Origin of the sequence: Streptomyces sp. Edi2 (genome assembly GCF_040253635.1) — a bacterium.
Taxonomy (GTDB): Bacteria; Actinomycetota; Actinomycetes; order Streptomycetales; family Streptomycetaceae; genus Streptomyces.
In genome coordinates, this window is sequence record NZ_JBEJGX010000003.1 from 6,098,996 (window position 1) to 6,115,170 (window position 16,175).

The 16,175-nt window shown below is 71.3% G+C and carries 16 protein-coding genes; 10 read left to right on the plus strand and 6 right to left on the minus strand.

The genetic code is table 11. From position 1 onward, the window contains the following. Positions 1–185 precede the first annotated feature (185 nt). Entirely contained in the window at positions 186–2,540 is a 2,355-nt protein-coding gene (locus tag ABR737_RS30355; protein WP_350253852.1) for a heavy metal translocating P-type ATPase, read from the minus strand. Between the two features lie 287 nt (positions 2,541–2,827). Between ABR737_RS30355 and ABR737_RS30360 the strand changes: the two genes are divergently transcribed. Then, on the plus strand, positions 2,828–3,913 hold the full coding sequence (locus ABR737_RS30360) for a magnesium and cobalt transport protein CorA (protein ID WP_350256983.1): 1,086 nt from the start codon (positions 2,828–2,830) through the stop codon (positions 3,911–3,913). Positions 3,914–4,241: 328 nt separating this feature from the next. Continuing rightward, the gene (locus ABR737_RS30365; protein WP_350253854.1) at positions 4,242–5,108 is read left to right on the plus strand and encodes an isocitrate lyase/PEP mutase family protein; all 867 of its coding nucleotides are present in this window, start codon (positions 4,242–4,244) and stop codon (positions 5,106–5,108) included. Positions 5,109–5,154: 46 nt separating this feature from the next. On the opposite strand, the gene ABR737_RS30370 is transcribed toward ABR737_RS30365, so the two are convergent. Continuing rightward, on the minus strand, positions 5,155–6,510 hold the full coding sequence (locus ABR737_RS30370; RefSeq protein WP_350253855.1) for a CynX/NimT family MFS transporter: 1,356 nt from the start codon (positions 6,508–6,510) through the stop codon (positions 5,155–5,157). After that, positions 6,503–7,255 carry a FadR/GntR family transcriptional regulator gene (locus ABR737_RS30375; protein ID WP_350253857.1) on the minus strand — a complete coding sequence of 251 codons (753 nt, stop codon included), beginning with the start codon at positions 7,253–7,255 and terminating at the stop codon, positions 6,503–6,505. The genes ABR737_RS30370 and ABR737_RS30375 overlap by 8 nt, the downstream gene beginning before the upstream one ends. A 158-nt stretch (positions 7,256–7,413) precedes the next feature. On the opposite strand from ABR737_RS30375, the gene crcB (ABR737_RS30380) reads away from it, so the two are divergent. The 3 genes from crcB (ABR737_RS30380) to crcB (ABR737_RS30390) are packed head-to-tail and all read left to right on the plus strand — an operon-like array spanning position 7,414 to position 8,623. After that, entirely contained in the window at positions 7,414–7,851 is a 438-nt protein-coding gene (gene crcB / locus ABR737_RS30380) for a fluoride efflux transporter CrcB (protein ID WP_350253859.1), read from the plus strand. Continuing rightward, positions 7,848–8,252 (plus strand): DUF190 domain-containing protein, encoded by a 405-nt coding sequence (locus tag ABR737_RS30385; RefSeq protein WP_350253861.1) that lies wholly within the window; start codon positions 7,848–7,850, stop codon positions 8,250–8,252. Before crcB (ABR737_RS30380) ends, ABR737_RS30385 begins: the two co-directional genes overlap by 4 nt. Further along, the gene (gene crcB / locus ABR737_RS30390) at positions 8,249–8,623 is read left to right on the plus strand and encodes a fluoride efflux transporter CrcB (protein ID WP_350253863.1); all 375 of its coding nucleotides are present in this window, start codon (positions 8,249–8,251) and stop codon (positions 8,621–8,623) included. Before ABR737_RS30385 ends, crcB (ABR737_RS30390) begins: the two co-directional genes overlap by 4 nt. Before the next feature lie 222 nt (positions 8,624–8,845). Here crcB (ABR737_RS30390) and snpA read toward each other — a convergent pair whose 3' ends face one another. Continuing rightward, positions 8,846–9,511: a snapalysin gene (gene snpA / locus ABR737_RS30395; protein ID WP_350253865.1), complete on the minus strand. Its 666-nt coding sequence runs from the start codon at positions 9,509–9,511 to the stop codon at positions 8,846–8,848. Between the two features lie 218 nt (positions 9,512–9,729). On the opposite strand from snpA, the gene ABR737_RS30400 reads away from it, so the two are divergent. The 4 genes from ABR737_RS30400 (at position 9,730) to ABR737_RS30415 (ending at position 13,935) form a co-directional block, all read left to right on the plus strand. Further along, the gene (locus ABR737_RS30400) at positions 9,730–10,689 is read left to right on the plus strand and encodes a LysR family transcriptional regulator (RefSeq protein WP_350253867.1); all 960 of its coding nucleotides are present in this window, start codon (positions 9,730–9,732) and stop codon (positions 10,687–10,689) included. 105 nt (positions 10,690–10,794) lie between these two features. Beyond that, a complete protein-coding gene (locus tag ABR737_RS30405; RefSeq protein WP_350253868.1) occupies positions 10,795–11,796 on the plus strand; it encodes a hypothetical protein in 1,002 nt (333 codons plus the stop codon). Positions 11,797–12,062: 266 nt separating this feature from the next. Continuing rightward, positions 12,063–13,367 carry a cation:proton antiporter gene (locus ABR737_RS30410; protein WP_350253870.1) on the plus strand — a complete coding sequence of 435 codons (1,305 nt, stop codon included), beginning with the start codon at positions 12,063–12,065 and terminating at the stop codon, positions 13,365–13,367. 358 nt (positions 13,368–13,725) lie between these two features. Next, the gene (locus ABR737_RS30415; RefSeq protein ID WP_350253872.1) at positions 13,726–13,935 is read left to right on the plus strand and encodes a DUF6243 family protein; all 210 of its coding nucleotides are present in this window, start codon (positions 13,726–13,728) and stop codon (positions 13,933–13,935) included. Between the two features lie 560 nt (positions 13,936–14,495). Here ABR737_RS30415 and sodN read toward each other — a convergent pair. Further along, a complete protein-coding gene (sodN, locus tag ABR737_RS30425) occupies positions 14,496–14,891 on the minus strand; it encodes a superoxide dismutase, Ni (RefSeq protein WP_030085982.1) in 396 nt (131 codons plus the stop codon). A 168-nt stretch (positions 14,892–15,059) separates the two neighbouring features. Here sodN and sodX point away from each other — a divergent pair, with 168 nt between their 5' ends. Then, positions 15,060–15,530 (plus strand): nickel-type superoxide dismutase maturation protease, encoded by a 471-nt coding sequence (sodX, locus tag ABR737_RS30430; RefSeq protein WP_350256984.1) that lies wholly within the window; start codon positions 15,060–15,062, stop codon positions 15,528–15,530. Here sodX and ABR737_RS30435 read toward each other — a convergent pair. Then, the gene (locus ABR737_RS30435) at positions 15,434–16,063 is read right to left on the minus strand and encodes a CGNR zinc finger domain-containing protein (RefSeq protein WP_350253873.1); all 630 of its coding nucleotides are present in this window, start codon (positions 16,061–16,063) and stop codon (positions 15,434–15,436) included. The two genes, sodX and ABR737_RS30435, sit on opposite strands and share 97 nt — an antisense overlap. Positions 16,064–16,175 lie beyond the last annotated feature (112 nt).

Consider the following 16,175-nt stretch of genomic DNA (forward strand, 5'->3'; position numbering starts at 1 on the left):
GCCCGCAGGGAGCGGGGCGCCCACGGGCGGCGGGGCGGAATCCCGCAGGGGCAGCAGCCCGCCCGATCCAACGGCAGAGCTACGGCGCCCGGGCGTATTGCTCCGCCCGCGGGCGCGTCCCGGAGGCCTGCCGCGGCCGGTGCGCGGCGGCTCTCGCTCCCCGGCCGGTGCCCGGCGGCTCCCCGCTACCCCGCCAGTGCCCGGAAGCGGCGCAGCCGCAGGCTGTTGCCGACGACGAAGACCGAGGAGAACGCCATCGCGGCCCCGGCGATCATCGGGTTGAGGAGTCCGGCGGCGGCCAGCGGCAGCGCCGCGACGTTGTAGCCGAACGCCCAGAACAGATTGGTCCGGATGGTGCCGAGGGTCGCCCGGGCCAGCCGGATGGCGTCCGCCGCGGCGCGCAGATCGCCCCGTACGAGGGTGAGGTCACCGGCCTCGATGGCGGCATCGGTGCCGGTGCCCATCGCCAGCCCCAGGTCGGCGCGGGCCAGCGCGGCCGCGTCATTGACGCCGTCGCCGACCATCGCCACCGAGCGGCCTTCGGACTGCAGCCGTTCGACGACCGCCACCTTGTCCTCGGGCAGCACCTCGGCGATCACCTCGTCGATCCCGACCTCGGCCGCGACCGCCGTCGCGACGGCGTGGTTGTCGCCGGTCAGCAGGACGGGCGTCAGCCCCAGGGCCCGCAGCCGGCGCACCGCCTCGGCGCTGGTGGGCTTCACCGCGTCGGACACCACCAGCACCGCGCGTGCCGCGCCGTCCCAGCCGACGGTGACCGCGGTACGCCCCTCGGCCTCGGCCGCGGCCTTGGCGGCTGCCAGCTCGGGCGTCAGGAACTGGGACGCCTGGTTCAGCAGCTGCTCGCGGCCCACCAGAACGGTGTGCCCCTCCACCACCCCCCGGACGCCCAGGCCGGGGACGTTCGCGAACTCCTCGGGGGTGGGGAGGCCATCCTCGGGGGCCGCCAGGGCGGCCGGGGCTGTCGCCGGGGCGCCGTCCCCGGCCCGCTGCCCGGCACCGGCGCCGGCGCGGGTGGCGATGGCACGGGCGACGGGATGCTCGGAGGCGTGCTCCAGCGCGCCGGCCAGCCGCAGCACCTCCGGCTCCGTGACGCCCTCGGTGAGGTGGATCCCGGTGAGCGTCATCACGCCGGTGGTGACCGTGCCGGTCTTGTCCAGGACGACGGTGTCCACCCGCCGGGTCGACTCCAGTACCTCGGGTCCCTTGAGCAGGATGCCGAGCTGGGCGCCGCGTCCGGTGCCGACCATCAGCGCGGTGGGCGTGGCCAGCCCGAGGGCACACGGGCAGGCGATGATCAGGACGGCGACGGCGGCGGTGAAGGCGGCCACCACGCCCGCGCCGGTGGCGAGCCAGCAGCCGAGGGTGCCGAGGGCGAGCGCGAGCACGGCCGGGACGAAGACCGCGGAGATCTTGTCCGCCAGCCGCTGGGCCGCGGCCTTGCCGTTCTGCGCGTCCTCGACCAGCCGCGACATCCGGGCGAGCTGGGTGTCCGCGCCGACCCGGGTGGCCTCGACGACCAGCCGGCCGCCCGCGTTGACGGTGGCCCCGATGACCGTGTCGCCGGGGGACACCTCGACCGGGACGGACTCACCGGTGAGCATCGAGGCATCCACCGCGGAGGCGCCCTCCAGCACCTTCCCGTCGGTGGCGATCTTCTCCCCGGGCCGTACGGTGAAACGGTCGCCGGCCTGCAACGCCGCGGTGGGGACCCGGACTTCACGGCCGTCCCGGAGCACGGTGACGTCCTTGGCGCCCAGCTCCAGCAGCGCCCGCAGCGCGGCTCCCGCCTTCCGCTTCGCGCGCGCCTCGAAGTACCGCCCGGCCAGGATGAAGGTGGTGACGCCGGCCGCGGCCTCCAGATAGATGCTGCCGCTGCCGTCGGTGCGGGCGATGGTCAGCTCGAAGGGGTGCGTCATCCCCGGCATGCCCGCGGTGCCGAAGAACAGCGCCCAGACCGACCAGCCCAGTGCCGCGAGGGTGCCCATGGAGATGAGGGTGTCCATCGTGGCCGTGCCGTGCCGCAGATTGGTCCAGGCGGCCCGGTGGAACGGCCAGGCCCCGTACGCCACCACCGGCGCGGCCAGGGTCAGCGACAGCCACTGCCAGTTGGTGAACTGCAGGGGCGGCACCATCGCCAGCAGCACCACCGGGACGGAGAGGGCGAGGGAGATCAGCAGGCGCTGACGGAGCGCGGCGAGCCCGTCGCCGTCCGCCTGACCGTCCACCCGGCCGTGGCCTTCGCCGCCCACGGGTCCTGTGGTGTCCGACGCCGGGGCTGGGGCCGGCGGCTCCGGGAGGGCCGCGGTGTAGCCGGTGCGCTCCACGGTGGCGATCAGGTCGGCGGTCCCGACGCCGCTGTCCTGCGCCACGGTCACCCTGGCCTTCTCCGTGGCGTAGTTGACGGTGGCGGTGACCCCCTCCATGCGGTTGAGCTTCTTCTCGATGCGGGCGGCGCACGAAGCGCAGGTCATCCCGCCGATCTCCAATTCGACTCCGTGCTCTCCGACCGCGGTCGTCATGGCTGCTCCTCGGTGTGCTGCGCGTCCCCGTGCCGTCGCTCCGGGAACGTTATACCCCCCTAGGGTATTCCTCGGTCGGTGTCACTGTGTCGCCGGGCCCTCTCCGTCCTCCAGTCGCCCTCTCGTCGCCCCTCCCTGCTCCCTCCTTGCCCTCTCGCTGCCCTTCCCGGCCTCTCGTTGCCCCCTCCGTGTCCGCTCCCCAGCGTCTTCGCCCCGCCGCGCTGCGTAAAACCGCCGCTGCGCCGTATTGCTCCTGCGCGCCCGCGGGCCATACTGGCCCGGTGTCGATGATCAGCAACCTCCGCAAGGCCGTCCGGCTGCCGCAGCCGCGCACCCGGGGGGTCGACCTCAGCCACCCGGCGCGTTCGCCGCTCGGCACCGCCGTGGTGAACTGCGCGGTGTACGTGGACGGCGTGCGGCAGGACGGCGACCATCCGGCCGAGGCCGCGATCCGCCGGGTCCGGGAGTCCGGCAGTGGATTTGTATGGATTGGCCTGCATGAGCCGTCCGAGAAGGAATTCGCCGGAATTGTCGAATTGTTCGGGCTCCACCCGCTCGCCGTCGAGGACGCGGTCTACGCGCACCAGCGGCCCAAGCTGGAGCGCTACGACGATTCGCTGTTCACCGTCTTCAAGACGGTCCGCTATGTCGAGCACGACCGGCTCACCGACACCAGCGAGGTCGTCGAGACCGGCGAGATCATGGTCTTCACCGGGACCGACTTCGTGATCACGGTGCGGCACGGCGGGCATGGTTCGCTGGGCCCGCTGCGCGAGCAACTGGAGTCCGTGCCCGAGCAGTTGGCGCTCGGTCCGTCCGCCGTGCTGCACGCCGTCGCCGACCTGGTGGTGGACGACTACCTCGATGTCGCCGCCGCCGTCTCGATCGATATCGACGACGTGGAGAGTGAGGTCTTCTCCGTGCGCGGCAGCGGCGGGGCCGGCCGGATCTACCAGCTCAAGCGCGAGCTGCTGGAACTCAAGCGTGCGGTGGCTCCCTTGGACCGGCCGATGCAGGAGCTGGCGACCCAGCCGATGGCGCAGGTCGAGCCCCGGATCAAGACGTACTTCCGGGACGTCGCCGACCATCTCGACCGGGTCACCGAGCAGATCACCGCATTCGACGAACTGCTCAACTCCATACTCCAGGCCCACCTCGCCCAGGTCACCGTGGCCCAGAACGAGGACATGCGCCGGATCAGTGCCTGGGTCGCGATCCTGGCGGTGCCGACCATGGTCTGCGGTGTGTACGGCATGAATTTCGACCATATGCCGGAAAAGCACTGGACGTTCGGCTATCCGCTGGTCATGGGGCTGATAGTGACGCTCTGCTGGGTGATCCACCGCGGCTTCAAGCGGAACGGCTGGCTCTGAGGCCCGTCCTCCGGGGCCTGTCCCCTGAAGTCTGGCCGGGGGGCACGGCCGGGGAGCGCTCGGGGGGCACGGTCGGCCGGACCGCCTGCCCGGACCGCCTGCCCGGACCGCCCGCCCGGCGTGGCCCGTGAGCCCGTCGGATGCGCACCCGGGGATGAAGTAAAGAGAAACTTACGGAAGGTCATGGCGTGTTAAAGGCACGCCGCCGATACGCCGGATAAACATGCTCTGACCAGTTCCCCAGTGGGCGGGTGCTGGCGGCGCCGGGACCTCCCCGCGCCCCCGGACGCCGGACCGCGGTCCCCGCCGGTTCTGTGAGGAGAGCACATTGCGGTACGGACAGGCACTGCGTGACGAGATCGCGGCCGAGGGGACGACGCCACTGATCGGCGTCCACGACATGCACTCGGCCTCGATCGCCGCCGCGCACTACAACGGCTTCTTCGTGTCCGGCTTCGGCTTCGCCGCGTCGTACTACGGGCTTCCGGACATCGGGTTCATCGCCTGGCCCGACATGGCCGCCTTCGTGGAGCGGCTGCGCGGCGCCTTCCCCCGCCACCATCTGCTGGTGGACATCGACGACGGCTATGTCGACCCCGAAGTGGCCTGCCATGTGGTGCAGCGCCTGGAGCGGACCGGCGCGACCGGGGTGATCCTGGAGGACCAGAAGCGGCCCCGTCGCTGCGGCCACGCGGACGGCAAACTGCTGCTGCCGCTGGAGGAGTACCTGGAGAAGCTGAACATGGTGCTGGCCAGCCGTACCGATCTGCTCGTCGTGGCCCGTACGGACGCCACGGAGGAGGACGAGATGCTGCGGCGGGCGGCGGCGTTGGCCGGGTCCGACGCGGATGTGGTGCTGGTCGACGGGGTGCGCAGCGTCGAGGGGATCCGCCGGATCCGCGCGGTGCTCGGCACCAAGCCGTTGCTGTTCAACCAGATCGCGGGCGGGAAGTCCCCGCGGCTCTCGCTGACCGAACTGACCGGACTCGGCGTCGATGTGGCCATCTACAGCACCCCCTGCCTGTTCGCCGCGCACCGGGCGATGGAGACCGCGATGGCCGAGCTGAAGTACGCGGACGGACGGCTGCCCGCCACCGGGGGCAGCGGCGGCGAGATCGGTGTCAAGGAAGCCACCGAACTGCTGGCCCGCAACATCAGCCGGCACCACCCCGTACGGGAGACCGTCCTGGCATGACCCGCGGGCGGGGCGGGGCGAGGCACCCGCGCGCCCCGCCCCACCGCTACCGCCCCGCCACCTGTCGCGGCCGGGCCGCGCACCAGCCCGCCGCGATCTGCGGCAGCAGCAGCGCCAGCAGGACGGTCAGCGGGACCGTCCAGCTCCCGGAGAGGTCGTGCACGGCGCCCAGGACGGCCGGGCCGGCCGCGGCGAGGACATAGCCGAAGCACTGGGCCATGCTGGAGAGTTGGGCGGCGTGCCGGGCGTCCGGTGCGCGCTGCACGATGAACAGCAGCGCGAGGCTGATCGCCGCGCCCTGGCCCAGGCCGAGCAGCACCATCCAGAGGTAGGCGCCGGAGGCCGGCGCGACCAGCACCCCGAGGAAGCCGGCCGCGCACAACAGTGCGCCCGCGGCGGCCAGGACGCCGGCCCGCAGCCGGCGGCCGACGACGACCGGTGCGAGGAACGAGCCGGTGATGCCCAGCAGCGAGGAGAAGGAGAGCATCCACCCGGCGTCGCCCGCGCTCATCCCGGCGTCCGTGAGTATCGTCGGCAGCCAGGCGGCGGCCGCGTAGTAACTCAGCGACTGCAGGCCCATATAGCCGGTCACCTGCCAGGCCAGCGGATCGCGCCACAGCCCGCGCACCGGGTGCGCCGCGGCGCGGGCCGCGGCCGCCGGCACCCGTGTACGGGTACGGGCCTGCGGCAGCCAGCAGACCAGCGCGAGGACCGCGAGCATGCCCCAACAGGCCAGCGTGGTGCGCCAGTTCAGACCGGCAGCCTGCTGGAGGGGAACCGTGACGCCGGCCGCGAGCGCGGCGCCGCCGAACAGCGACATCGAGTACAGCCCGGTCATCAGCCCGGCCCTGGCCGGGAAGTCCCGCTTGATCAGGCCGGGCAGCAGCACATTGGCGACGGCGATCCCTGCGCCGATCACCAGCGTTCCGGCGAACAGCGCCACGGTCGAGTCCAGCAGCCGTATCGCGGTTCCGCCGCAGATCAGGGCCATGGTGCCGAGCAGCGACCGCTCCATGCCCAGCCGCCGTCCCAGCCGCGGTGCGACCGGCGCCAGCAGGCCGAAGCAGAGCAGCGGCAGCGCGGTGAGCAGACTCGTGGCGGCGGCCGACATCCCGCTGTCGTCGCGGATGGTGCCGACGAGCGGAGAGACGGCGACCAGGGCCGGACGCAGGTTCAGCGCCAGCAGGACGACGCCGGTGCCGAGGTACAGGGCACGGCGGCCGGCGACGCCGGACGGAGTCGGCCCCGGTGCGGCGGCCGGGCCCCCGGGCAGGCCGGCAACGGAGGTGTCCGGCTCCCCGGATCTGCCGGTGACGGGCGTGCCCGCCGTGGTTGCCGGACCTCCGGGTATGCCGGCGGCGGGATGTGCCTCCGCGACCGCCGGTCCTCCTTCGTCACGCATGTGCGTCGTCTCCAGGGTGAGTGGTGGTGCGGCTGCCCCGGTGGCCGGGCTCCGCGGCGGCCTCGCGCAGGGCGTTCATCGCCTCCGTGAGGTGCGCCAGCGCGGCCCGCTCGGCGGCCTCGGCGTCCCGCGCCTCGATGGCGTCGACGAGGGCGGTGTGCTCGTCGAGCTGATGGCGGACCGCCTCGGGCAGCGGCGTCCCGAGCACGGCCTGCAGCGTCCCGCGCAGCGCATCGCTGAAGTGCTCGTAGAGCTCGGCCAGCACGCTGTTGTGCGCGGCGGCCGCCACCGCGCGGTGAAAGCGCATGTCCGCCTCGATGAAGGCGGCCACCTCGCCGCTCTCCCAGGCCCGGCCGCGCTCCGCCAGCGCGCCGCGCAGCGCGGCAAGATCCTCGTCGGTACGGCGCTCGGCGGCATAGCGCGCGGCATCGCGCTCCAGGCTGGCCCGCACCTCGTACGCCTCCAGGCTCTCGGCCCGCCGCAGCCGCCGCTGGACGGCCGCGCCGAAGCCGCTGCCGGCGCGGACATAGGTCCCGTCGCCCTGCCGCGGCTCCAGCATCCCGGTGTGCACCAGCGCGCGCACCGCCTCCCGGACGGTGTTGCGCCCCACATCCAGCTGCTCCACCAGCACCGGCTCGGCGGGGATCTTCGTGCCGACCCCCCACTCGCCGTCGGCGATCAGCCGCTCCATCTGCTCGATGACCAGATCGACCAGGCTGGTGCGGGCGGTGCTGCGCAGCGGCATCGGCGCCGTCCTTCTCCGTCGTCGCCAGAGGCCCGGTATTCCGGGGCTCTGGCGGGTGCCATTACGGGTGCCATTCCACCGGTGATGGGAACATCCCATGTTTCGCGGTGTCAAACGCACAGGGTTAGCCTGAGGGCGGCGATGATCTCGGGAGAGACATGGACGAGCGAGGCCGCCCTGCGGCGCCCTGGCAGGGGCAGTGGCCGGTGATCGGCGTGGTGGCGGCGGGCGGCGCGCTCGGCGCCACGGCCCGTTACGGCGCCGCGGTGCTGTGGCCCACGGCCCACGGCACCTTTCCCCTGACCACGTTCACCGTCAACGCCGTCGGCTGTGCGCTGATGGGCGTCCTGATGGTGGTCATCACCGAGGTCCGCGCGGCCCACCGGCTGGTGCGCCCCTTCCTCGGCACCGGCATCCTCGGCGGCTTCACCACCTTCTCCACCTACGCCGTCGACATCCAGCGGCTGGTCGCCGCCGGGCGGACGGCAGCGGCCCTGGCCACGCTCGTCGGCACCGTGCTCGTCACGCTCGCCGCCGTGTGGGCCGGGGTGACCGGCACCCGGGCACTTCTCCAACTGAGGCGGCGGACGGCATGACACACGGCACGGCACAACCGGGCGGCGCCCCCGCGCTGCGGCTCACGGTCCTCGTCGGCGAAGAGGACGTATGGCACCACAAACCGCTCTACGCGGAGATCGTGCACCGCGCGCACCATGCGGGGCTGGCCGGGGCCGCCGTCTTCCGGGGGGTCGAGGGCTTCGGCTCCTCCGGCATCGTCCACACCCAGCGGCTGCTGTCCCTGAGCGAGGAGCTGCCGGTGGCGATCGTCGTCGTCGACACGGAGGAGCGGGTGCGGGCCTTCCTCCCGCAACTGGACGAACTCCTCGCGGACGGCGGGCTGGTGACCCTCGACCCGTGCGAGATGATCTCCTACCGGCGCAGGGGCGGCACGGGCGGTGCGAACGGCACGGGCGCCGGGGAGGGCGGACGCGGGTGAACTGGCTGCTGGTGGTGGCCGGTGCCATGGTCGGGGCGCCGCTGCGCTTCCTCACCGACCGCTATGTGCAGTCCCGCCACGATGCCGTCTTCCCCTGGGGCACCTTCACCGTCAACGTCACCGGCTCCCTGATCCTCGGCCTGCTGACCGGCGCGGCCTCCGCGGGCGCCGCCTCCTCGCACGTCCAACTGCTGATCGGCACGGGACTGTGCGGTGCCCTGACGACCTACTCGACGTTCTCCTACGAGACGCTCCGGCTGGCCGCGGACCGGGCCCGGGCGAGTGCGGTGGCCAATGTCGTGGTGACCGTGGCGGCCGGGCCGGCGGCGGCGTTCGCCGGGGTGGCCGCCGGGCAGGCGATCTGGGGCTGACGCCCCTCCGGCCGCCCGCGGGCAGACGAAAACGGTGGGGCTCCGGGGGAGCCCCACCGCACGGACGGTGCAGGAGAGACGAGGGCTGGTGGGGTACGAGTGCCGGCCGCCAGGTCCCGGCTCTCGACAGCCCCCTGCCGTGCGGCTTCCGACCACCGTCAGCTCGGTCGAATCCGCCGGCCACCGCCGAACTTCGTTACGTCACAAGGCCCGTGGGGTACGTCAGGAGGCCTTGCCGAAGTGGACGCCCGCCAGGCCGTTGGCCCAGAGCTGGTCCACCTTCGCGCTCTCGTTCGCGTCCGGCTGGGTGTTCTGGCAGGACGTGCCGGGGCCGCCGCCCGACATCAGCTCGCTGCACGGGCCCTCGTAGTGGTCCGGCAGGCCCAGCACATGGCCGGTCTCGTGCGCGGCCACGCGGGTGGAGTTGTACTCCTGGTTCTGCTGGTAGTCCAGGAAGACATAGCCCTTGCCGTGGCCGTCGGTGCTGGCGTACGAGCCGCGCGGGTCGTTGCCCTCGCGGTACTGGAAGTCGCCGCCGCTGCCCGCCTGCAGCTTCACGTTCGACACGGCGCTGTTCCAGATCGACGCGCTCTGGGCTATCTGGTTCGCGAAGGTCGGGGCCGCGCCGGCGTCATAGGTGACGGTCACCGAGGCGGCGTCCGGGTGCGCCTTCATCTTGGCCCTGGCCGACTTCACCACTGCCTCGAAGAACGCCTTGGTGTCGGCCTTCTCGGCCGCCGAGCCGTTGTAGGCCGCGATGGAAGCGGGGGTGCTGCGGGGGGAGTTGGTGGGGGAGGGGGAAGCTGCCGAAACCGGTGCCGCGGCTGCGAGCGCGGCGACGAGGCCCAGGCCGAGCGCCGCCGACAGCGCCGTCTTGGGAGATCTCATGTGGGGGCTCCTTTGACTCCGAGGGCCGTACGGTCGCCGTGTGGGGCGGCGACCGGGGCCCTGCGGATTTCTTGGTGCCGTTGAGTCTGGACGGAGTTCACCCGGAAGACAGAGATGCCAGGTGGCGATAGCACCGGCCAATACCCCGGGAAAAAGAGCGCGTTCCGGCAGGTTTGAGAGTCTGGTGTGACGTATGCCTACGTCGTTATGCTCCGGACGTGGAGCTCGAGGTACGGCATCTTCGCGCATTGTGCGCCATCGCGGACTCCGGCAGCGTACGCAAGGCGGCCCGGCAGCTCGGCATGACCCAGCCTTCCCTGACGACCCAGCTCCACCGCATCGAGAATGCCCTGGGCGGCCAGCTCTTCTTCCGTGAACCGACCGGCAGCCGGCCCACGCCCCTGGGGCATGCGGTGCTGTGCCGGGCCCGGCCGATAGTGGCCGAAATGCGCGCACTTATTGACGAGGTTGCCTCGGCCTCGCACCACGACCAGGGCACCCGGCTGCACATCGGCAGCACCAACAGCCCCGCGGTCGCCGGGTGGCTGCGCCGGCTCCGGGTGCGGCTGCCGGACACCGACACCACGATAAGAACCGATGTTTCCGCCAATGCGCTGCTCCACATGGTCGCGACGGGACAGCTCGATGCCGCCTTCGTCCACGAGGTCGAAGGCGCGCCCCTGCGGGTCCCCGACGGCCTGGTCGAGCATGAACTCATCGCCAGGGAACCGCAGTTCATCGCCGTGGGGGACACCCATCCCGCGGCCGGGCGGACGGTGGTCCGGGTGTCGGACCTCGCGGACGACCAGTGGATGGTCGATCCGACCGTGGACGGCGAATGGGCGGGACTGCGCCGCATCTGGGCCGCGGCCGGTATCAACCCCCGTGTCGTGCACGGCGACTACCTCACCACGGTGGACCTGGTCACGGCCGGCGAGGTGGTCACCCCCTGCCAGCCGACCGCGCGCTCCCGGCACGGCATGGCGATCCGCCCCCTGTACGGCGACCCGCTGGCCGTCCGCCTCTTCATGGCCTGCCGCCAGGAAGGCACCCCCGCCGCCTCCGCCGACGACCTGTTCGCCGACCTGACCGCCTCGTACATGGAGACCGCCTGGGCGAGCGAGGCCTACCGGGCCTGGCTGGTGCGTCATGGCGGGCTGCTGCCGGCGGGGATCTAGGTGTGCTGTCCGGACAGCACACCTAGGGGCGGCCCGCAGGCGTGAACTCCGCGCCGGGCTGCGCTTCTTATCTTCCTTTTATGATTGCTTCATAGCGTCTCGTTCATGGTGATCAAACGTATTGCTGCCGGAATCGGCGCGCTGATAACGATGACCTTGGCGGGGGTTGCTGCGGCCGCTCCGGGGTCTCATGGGACCGCAGTTCCGGTGTCCCACAAGAAGGCAGCGGCGAACTACTTGTACGCCTCGATCGGTGACTTCGACACCACGGTGAAACCGCTGATGGACCGCCCGGACATCGGCGGGGTGCAGGTGGTGGTGCCGTGGAAGGCACTCGAACCGAAGAAGGACCAGTATGATTTCTCGTCGATCGACGAGGCGCTGAACTACCTGCAGCCGCGTCACAAGAAGCTGGTCGTCCAGATCCAGGACCGGTTCTTCACGCCGCAGGGCAGACTCCCGGGTTACCTGCTGGCCGATCCGGAGTACAAGGGCGGCGCGGCTCCGACGAAGAACGACAGCGGCCTCGGCCCCGGTGAGCCCGGATCGATCGCGGCGCAGTGGAATCCGCAGGTGCGAGGACGCTTCCAGCATCTGCTGAAGGCGCTGGCGCAACGGTTCGACGGTCGTCTGGCCGGGGTGAACCTCCCGGAAACCGCCACCGGAGTGGACACCGGCAAGGACCGCACCGGATACACGAACGATTCCTACTTCCATGCAGAGCTCGACAACATGGCCTACGGGAAAAAGGTCTTCACCAAGACGCCGTTCATCCAGTACGTCAACTTCTGGCCAGGTGAATGGAAAAACGATCACAACTACATGGGGCGGACCTTCGAATTCGCAAAGTCCCACGGCATCGGCCTGGGCGGACCTGACATCCTGCCGAACCGTCCGGCACAGATGGAGAATTCGTACCCGTTCTTCAAGCGTTACCGAGGGAAGTTGCCGCTCGTAGCCATGGCTGTACAGGAACCCGACTTCGAATACACCAATCCCAAAACGGGAAAGCCGTACACCCGCCAGGAGTTCACTGATTTCGGCACGAACACCCTTGGTGCCGACACCATCTTCTGGGCCACCAGCTCGCCCTGGCTGCATCAGTAACCCACCGCTGCGTCACCGAGGCCGTCGCGCTCCTTGCCACCGTGCGCCCACGCTTGCCGAAGCGGCTCGGGCGGCGGGCCGCCTCCTACGGGCCCCCGCCGGACCTTCCCGGCCACGCCGGATATCCGGCGACTCCGGACACCCGGCTCTTCGGCCAACAGTGTGAAAGGCGGCGCCCGGTCTGCCGTGCGCCGCCCCCGCGACGGCGGTGATGTCCGAGACTGGGCTGCCCGAAGGCCGACGAGGCCGAGTCCTGGAGAGACCCCGTGGACGGCACCCTTTCCCTGGTCCTGCTCCTGCTGTTCCTGTGGTGCCTGTGTTCGCGGCGGATGGAGCGCTACGAGCTGACCGCTCCCGCCGCCTTCGTCCTGCTGGGCCTGCTGCTCGGCGAGGGCACCGGCGCCCTCGATATCCACCTCCCGCACGAGACGGTCAAGCTGCTCGCGGAGGTCACCCTGGTCTGGGTGCTCTTCACCGACGCCGCCCGGCTCTCCTTCCGGGCCCTGCGCCCGGAGCTCGGCCTCTACGGGCGGCTGCTGGGGATCGGGCTGCCGCTGTGCGTGGTCCTCGGCACGGTGCTGGCGGCCGCCCTGCTCCCCGGTGTCTCCTGGTGGGCCGCCCTGTACGTCGGGGCCGCGCTCGCTCCGACGGACGCCGCGCTCGGCGCCACGATGATGGTCAACCCGGTCGTCCCCGCGAAGATCCGCCGGCTCATCAACGTCGAGAGCGGCCTCAACGACGGCATCGTCACACCCCTGGTGGTGCTCGCCCTGGCCGGGGTGTCCGCGGCCGAGCACACCGCCCCGCCGGACGCCGCCGGCCATGCCGTGGTGCAGCTCGCCGTCGGTGCGGCGTACGGCGCGGTGGTCGGACTGGCCGCCGGATGGCTGCTGCGGACCACGCTCCGCAACGGCTGGGCGGCCGAGGACTTCGCCGGTGCGGGCGTGCTGGCCCTGGCCCTCCTCGGCTACACCTCCGCGCTCGCACTCGGCGGCAACGGCTTCATCGCCGCCTTCGTCGCGGGCCTGGCCGTCGGATCGACGCACGGCGCGCCGCAGCGGGTGCTCCTGTACGTCGAGCAGTCCGCCGCACTGCTCTCCGTACTGGTCTGGCTGGTTTTCGGCGCCCTCCTGCTGCCGGCGGTGTTCGACCACCTCACCTGGCAGACCGCGGTCTACGCCGTACTGAGCCTCACGGTGATCCGGATGCTGCCCGTGGCCCTGTCCCTGATCGGGAGCGGGCTGGACCTCAAAACGGTCCTGTTCGTGGGCTGGTTCGGCCCCCGCGGACTGGCCTCGATCATCTTCGGCCTGCTGGCGGTCGAGGAGCTGGCGGCCCCCGACGCCCGAGCGGTGGTCCCCGTCGTCACCCTCACCGTCCTGCTCAGCGTCCTCGCCCACGGCCTCACCTCCGCACCCCTGGCAAACCGCTACGGCAAGGCGGCCACAGCCAAGGGCATCGGCCCGGCCGGCACCACAGCGGCCGAACTCCCGGTCAGAGGCATGGCGGCGGGCGGCCTGCACCACGGCCACGGCCACGGCCGGCGCCGGGGCGGTCCGGCGCCGTCGTGAAGGTCACTCCTCTCGCCTGAATTTCTCCTCGCGGCCACTGACAACGCACGCGGCGGCCAGTAACGCCCATCTGGACATGCCCCGGCGGGCGGCGACCACCGGCGGGTGCTGGCGGTGCTGAGATTCCCGGAAGGAAACGGCTGACCCCGGGCGCTCGCCGAAGGCCCGGCCGACGCCGCGGCGGCGAAAAAATTGGTGTGCGGGGCCGACGGAACCGGGTAATGTCTTTGTCATGTTCTTCCAGACGCCGATTTACGAGTGAGAGCGTGATGGGCCCCTGCTGACGTCCTCCGACGTCGCCGCGCCCGTCCCCCACCGATGAATCCGTAGATCACTTCACATCATTCCGGGAGAACCCGTGAGCAAGAACATCAACAACCCCGTGGGCATGGGCGGCGGCCAGCGCAAGAAGCTGTCCCGCGCCGAGCGGCAGAACAACGGTCCGCACCGCAACCTCGACCGCCAGGGTGCCGCCGACCAGAAGGCGGAGCTGGTGCGCAAGATGCGCGAGAAGGCAGGCGCAGCTGAGAGCGCCGGGCAGGCGGGCGACGACACCGCACAGAGCTGACGCAGCGCCGCCGCAGGGCGGCACCGCACGGGGCCGGGCCCGGACCGCGACGCGCGGTCCGGGCCCTGCTGCCGTGCCGGGGCTCTGCTGCCGTGCCAGGCGCGGCCGGCCTCCGTCACCCCCGAAGCCCTCGGCGACTTCTTCGCCCGCTTCGGCCTCCCGGCCGACGACGAGGAAGTGATCGTCTGCACCGGAGACCTGGACGCGCTGGTGGCGGCGCTGTCCTCGGTCAGGCACAGGCAGGTCTCAAGTAGGCCCAGTCATGGCTCGATATCACCGTCCATGGCGTGGTCCGCCGCGCGCTTGGCGTTGGCTGAAATCGGCGCTCTGCTCACGCACTGACGTGGGACCGGGCTGAGGGGCGGAGACGAAGGCAGGTGCAGTTGCTCCTCGGGTAGGCGTCCGCCGTCATCACGCTGCGGATCTACGCGCACCTGTGGCAGGGCGAAGAAGACCGCACCCGCTCCGTCACGGGTGCCCTGCTGGGCGGCGTGGGGAGCGGGTGCGGACGGTGAAGCGATATGACCGGCGAGAACGCGGGTCGGACGCCTGGCCGGAGGTCAGGCCTTCTTCGTCTCCCAGAAGATCTTGTCGATCTGGGCGATGTAGTCCAGGGCCTTCTGGCCGGTGGCCGGGTCGTTCGAACCCTTGGCGGCGCTGAGGGCCTTGAGGGTGTCGTTGACCAGCTGGTGCAGCTCCGGGTACTTCTCGAAGTGCGGGGGCTTGAAGTAGTCGCTCCACAGCACCGAGACGTGGTGCTTGGCCAGCTCGGCGCGCTGCTCCTTGATCAGGACGGCGCGAGTGCGGAAGTCCGCGTCCTCGTTGGCCTGGTACTTCTCCTGGACGGCCTTGACCGACTCGGCCTCGATGCGGGCCTGGGCCGGGTCGTACACGCCGCAGGGCAGGTCGCAGTGGGCGCTGACCTTCACCTTGGGGGCGAACAGGCGCGAAAGCATGTTCAGTCCTTCCTCGTGATCGTCTTCTCAGGTGCGAGATTACTCGGTGCGGGAAGGCTTTTCTTGGTCGGGCCGGGGGTCTTAGGGCAAAAGTCCGGTGCCGGGGTGCGGCTGATGGAGGATGGACCGGTGAGTGGGACGGACCGGGGCTGGACCGGGAGGTACGGGATGCCGGAGCGGGTGCACGAGCGTGGACCGGAGCAGGGCGGGGACGCGGACGCGGGGCGCGGGCGGGGCGGGCTCCTTCGCGCCTTCGGGCTGGCCGAGGTCTACAACCCGTCGATGGTGCCGACGCTGCGGCCCGGCGACCAGCTGGTGGTGCAGTACGGGGCGGCGGTGCGGCCCGGTGACGTCGTCGTGCTGCGGCACCCGTTCCGGCAGGATCTGCTGATCGTCAAGCGGGCCGTGCGGCGGCGTGACGGCGGTTGGTGGGTGCAGGGCGACAACCCGTTCGTCGAGAACGACAGCCGGGAATTCGGGGTCGTTCCCGACGAACTGGTCCTCGCCCGTGCCTGGGTGCGGGTGCGGCCCCCGCGGGGGATTCAGCGCTCGGTCACCGGGGTGCTCTCCTGGGTGGTCTCGGCGGTCCGTCCGGTGCGGCCCGAGCGCTCGCTCTCCAGGCGCTTGCGGGCGCGGTAGGCGGCGACATTGGCGCGGGTGGCGCAGCGGTCGGAGCAGTAGCGCCGCGAGCGGTTGGTCGAGGTGTCCAGGTAGACGTTGCGGCAGGGCTGCGCCTCGCAGATGCCGAGCCGGTCCACGCCCAGGTCGGTGAGGTGGAAGGCCAGGCCCATGCAGGCGGTCGCGGTGTAGCCCGCGGTGGCGTTGGCCGCGTGGTCGGCGATGTGCATGTGCCAGTCGGGGCGGTTGTTGTCGTCGCGGTACTCGTGGCCGGAGATCTGCGGGCTGACCGGGAACTCCATCATCAGGGCGTTGAGGAGGTCCACGGCGCGCACCTCGTCGCCGCCGGCCGCGGCCTCGAAGACGGCGCGCAGCCGTGCGCGGACCGTACGCAGCCGGGTCACGTCGCTCTCGGTCGCGCGCCGGGCGGCCTGCTGGGCGGGGCCGAAGAGGTCGCGTACGGCTTCGACCGTGGTGAGGCTGTCGGTGCCGCGCTCGGGCTGCTCGGTGTTGACCAGTCGCACGGCATAGTCCGAGTAATAGGCCAGTTCCACTTGTAGTCCTTACGGGCGGGGGCTAAGGTGCGGAGTGCTTGCGTGAGGTAATGGGTGTTGTAGCTACGAGGGTATTACTTCATGCCAGGGTATGACGTCTGGGAGGGGAAGC